Origin of the sequence: Acinetobacter sp. YH12058 (genome assembly GCF_013419805.1) — a bacterium.
GTDB classification, from domain to species: Bacteria; Pseudomonadota; Gammaproteobacteria; order Pseudomonadales; family Moraxellaceae; genus Acinetobacter; species Acinetobacter towneri.
Genome location: NZ_VOZL01000045.1, coordinates 1 through 4,403, shown reverse-complemented (window position 1 = coordinate 4,403; position 4,403 = coordinate 1). Strand labels below are relative to the sequence as shown.

At 36.8% G+C, this 4,403-nt stretch carries 2 protein-coding genes; one reads left to right on the top strand and one right to left on the bottom strand.

Annotation, left to right across the window (positions count from 1 at the left end):
* Window positions 1–72 precede the first annotated feature (72 nt).
* Window positions 73–1,026, bottom strand: coding sequence for a replication initiation protein (locus FTU09_RS13475; protein ID WP_179991697.1), 954 nt, complete (start codon window positions 1,024–1,026; stop codon window positions 73–75).
* A 2,194-nt stretch (window positions 1,027–3,220) separates the two neighbouring features.
* Between FTU09_RS13475 and FTU09_RS13470 the strand changes: the two genes are divergently transcribed.
* Window positions 3,221–4,243, top strand: a complete 1,023-nt coding sequence (locus FTU09_RS13470; protein WP_247166083.1) for a hypothetical protein — start codon at window positions 3,221–3,223, stop codon at window positions 4,241–4,243.
* Window positions 4,244–4,403: the final 160 nt, after the last annotated feature.

Genomic DNA, 4,403 nt, shown 5'->3' with positions numbered 1-4,403 from the left:
GATTATTTAATAATCTCAAAAGCCTTGGGAATACTTGCTTTGATCACCTATTTTTTTGAAAGAAAATAGGTATTACCCTTTGAAATCAGTATGTTTACGCAATGCTGTAAATATCCGTTTTGCAGTTTCTTCACGTACTGATTTTGGGTCTCTCAAAATACCGGCAATAAACAGAGTAAAAGCATCGTATGTCGGGAATGTAGAAAGGTCAGATATGTCACTTACACGACTTAAAATAGCACTATATTTGCTGATTTGAGCATCTGTTAAATCGCAGAACATATCTATTGTGTTCGGGTCCCGAGCTTGTGTCGTTAGAGTTTTAGGTTTTGGTTTCTCTTTTACAGTGAACTTAAAGCCGACTACAGAACGCCCCTGCTTTATATTCTCATAGCTGAGGTTAATATCCGTATTTTGATTAATTTCATCTAATGAGGGTTTAATTACCCTTTTTTTTAAATTACTTAAATCTTGATACGACTCAGGTAAGCCAAGCTGTTCAAAAAGATCATTAAGGCTGATTTGAAAACCGCCCATCACCTGATGTTTCTTAGCTAAGTGATAGATGTCTAGTGAGTAGTCTTTCCGGAGCCGTAATACAACCTCTTTTTTATATTTTGTATAAGGATTTAAAGCATCAAACTCCCTAAGAAGAAGAAGGACTTCATCAGTAAAGTAGAGTTCTGAACCCCCTTGCCCTACTTTATAAACAACCTTGTTCAACCATCTTATTTTCACCCGATCCCCATTTTGTGCTGTATATCCGAAAAATCGGGTAAAAAGACGCTCTGACGCTGTTTCTAGTGCTGTGTATGCGGTTGAAAGATCGACATTACACTCACGTGAAAATTCATGAGATGAGATAAAAATAGGTTCATTACTTGATATTTGTGTTGTTCTAGCAAGCGGCGTAGACATGATAAAAAGACGTTTTTCATCAAGGCTCATTCCACGAAAGCATTCAGCAACTCGGTTTTGTAAGACAACCCAATCTTTCGGATAATGTTTCTTTAGATCTACAGCCATATAAACAGCTCAAAAATAATAAATCGGTTTGTTTTTATACTAAGTACATTGTTTGAGTCAATACTTTTTTACAAATTAAAGTACATACATAGGTTTGTACTTTAATACTTGGCGTTTGTACTTTTTAAACTTGGCGTTTGTACTTTTTAAACAGTGTTTAACTTGGCGTTTGTACTTTAATACTTGGCGTTTGTACTTTTTTAAAGTTTGAAAGCCATGTTACACGTGGCTTTGAGGGGGGGCTAAAAGTATTTAAAAGCTTCTTAAAAGAATAAAAAGGAGCAGGGGAGTGAAAAACAGCCCTATGGCACTCGCTTCGCTCGTGGCATTTTGACCTCGTTTCACTCGGTCTTGGGGGCTGTTTTTTGGTGACTGCTTTCGAGGATTCAAAAAAGCAAAAGCGGCTATGAATTCGCTTCGCTCATAGAGCTTTTTTGCTCGCTTCGCTCGGTCTAGGTGCAAATACCAGCATTTGATTTAATTCCTTTTGTCTTTTTTATTTTTTTAAAGCAGTTTTTCAGAGGGTCGAGGCTCAACTTTTCTTTGTGTCACTCGTAGACACTCGTTAAATATACCGTTTAAATGCAAAAAATAAGGGTTTTTAGCTACTTTAGGTGTTTTTTTGATATTACCTACATGAAGTAAATTAAAGTGCCTTAGAAAGCAAAATAGAGAGATTTAGGAACTCACCTCGTTTAGTTGTTTTGCCGCAACCGAGGGAGTCATATCTCACTTTCGTAGAGTTCACGTTGTTTGTCGAGTAGAACATGGGTAGGCAAATACCCAAGTCATTATCACAATACGTCGTTCTTTATACTAAAGAATGGAAAAAACTCATCTTAACGAGGACTCCCGCTAATTTTTCTAAATTAGTTAAATATTCAATTAGTTAGAATTGAAACTATGAAAAAAATCATGCAGTACACAAGACTATGCTGCCGTATTTTCTTTTCTTTCATTAACGTTTGCTTAGTCCTGACTTAGATCGGGAGACCAATCCCGACCTATCAGAACAAACAATGGCGACCAAACCATTTTTAGCTATGTTTCGCTTTTTTAGATAACAACATAAAACCGACTCGGATTTTCGACAACACTACTCCCTTTACCACCCTTAGCAGCCACGCCACTGGTGAGTTCGCAATGTTTAATACAGCATCGACTTCGTTATTTTCATAACTTATACGACCTACTCATCCTCTCTCCCTCTCCATGCCTTGCCGTGACAACTCAATGTCTAAGCATGGAGATTCCCAAGTTATTTCTAACGATCTTAGCAATTGAACGCCAATGCTCTTTTGTCTGTCAGTGCTTCCATTTTCCCCACCACGCGGTTCCTTAGATTTGGTGGATATGACTTTGAGACAAAATCTGAGCGTATGGCTCTTAATCTACACGTGTCTCCGGTTTATGCTTCCGGATGTATACTGTTTAAGCTATCCGTTGACCCACTTTGCTTGAGATGATCTCACTCAGTGGTGCCGCTGCTTCCAGATTTCTCCTCAGCTAGCCTGTAACATTGCTGTTACCTCAAACGCCATCAGTTGTGCCAATGAGCTGCGCTTCCCTCTTAGAGTGCATTTGCCGCAACACATTGCCGTTATTAGTGACCCTTAACATCCTGTCAGGGTCTCACGGTAATCGTTAAAACAGGGTTTCAATACAAAAAAAATTGTATCTAGTCAGGCTATATCTAACCTCACGACCACTTCACAATCATTCGATTGTTTATAGGCTCCCGTGTCCTTGTCGCCCAACCCCGTTTACAACGGATTGGATCGAAAAGGAGTATTACAACTCCCTAGCGCCCATCAGATCGTACCGAACGGGATTTCTCCAGTAGTACGCTCAATCGGTCAACTCAAAATGGCTAGTTCTGAATTGTGCGCTATCTAAAAAAACATGGCTTTAAGCAGGCTGTTGCCTGCTCAAAATCGCTAAAACGAAAATGGTCAGGCAGTTGGTCAGACTGCTTTAAGTCAATGAATATTGCGACTATAAACCAAGCAAAAACAGATGTAAATTCCGTCACCTAGGAACCACTTGATTGCACGATGACAAATTGTGTCAATTAAGTCCGACCAATGCCTTTGGCATTGGTAAAAAATCAAAATCGTTGAAAGCATTATAAAATATAGCTTTTAGTTATAATAAATATTGCTTGATTACATAGGACTTTTTAGAATATTGTTTGATGACAATTGAACAAATATTGCTTGGTAACAATAAAATGATTCATTACAGCCCGAACAGTCGTTATACAGCGCAAAAAATTGTAGATAAAGTTGCAAACGGTGCGTATTTCTATAGTCACTTTACTATTGAATCTGATAACACGATGTTTGCAGATAAAATCCAAAAACTCATAAAAAAACTCAGCCAAAAATATTCTTTAGATTTAAGCCCACGACAAAGGACTTATCGTTTAAATAAAAAAAATGAGCCTATTGCGGATTTAATTATTCAAAAGCGTTATGACCAAGATATATGGGAATTTTGGCTGTTTGTGACAACTCCAAAAAGCAATGAATACAACACTCTTAAAAGCGAGGGGCAATTAAAGAAAATAGTCAAACAGCGAATATCAGAAGTTGAAACAACGTGGAATCGAGAAGAAGAACAAGAACAAATTTCATTGATTCAGACATATTTTAATGACCATGAAAAATTCAAATTTGTTTTACAAAAGCCCTTTTTAAAAGTTGCGTTTGGAAATGGGAAAAATGTTGAACTGGTGCGCCTTTCACACTCAAAAAAGAAATCAAAGAATTATCCTGATACGGAGAAAAGTGCAAAAAACTATACATGGACTTGGCGATTTGATGAGCCTAGCGTGCAGCTGATTAAAAAAAGCTATGTTGAAATTATAAATACACTTATTTCAAATAATGACAAAAGCGTTGGCATGTCTAAGTTGCAGTCATTTTATGATGATCTGAAATTTTACGGAGTCTTCAAAGGGAATCGGCACCAGATCGGACGATTGTTTGTTGATGCGGTCAGTTATCACTTCAAAAAAACAGGGAAAAACTTTAGAAAAATGGACTACTACATTCCTTTAGAGCTGAATTACCTGCCCCGAATTAAGAATTATGCAGATGATTTTATTCAGTATGTTTTCTTAAGAAGGATTTATGAGAGTGTTCAAATCAATTTGAATAAAGACGATGTAAATCAAGACACTTACACCGAACTATTTAACAAATATTTGGTTTAATAACAGGACTTAATATGAATATTGCAACCTTAAAAACTGCTGAAATATTTAAAAAACTCCCTCATTTATTTAAGTCTAAGTTTATATTTTTTTTCCTAGGCTTTTGGTTGATGCTAACAGCATTTCACTATGTCGATATTGTACCTAGTGATGATTATTT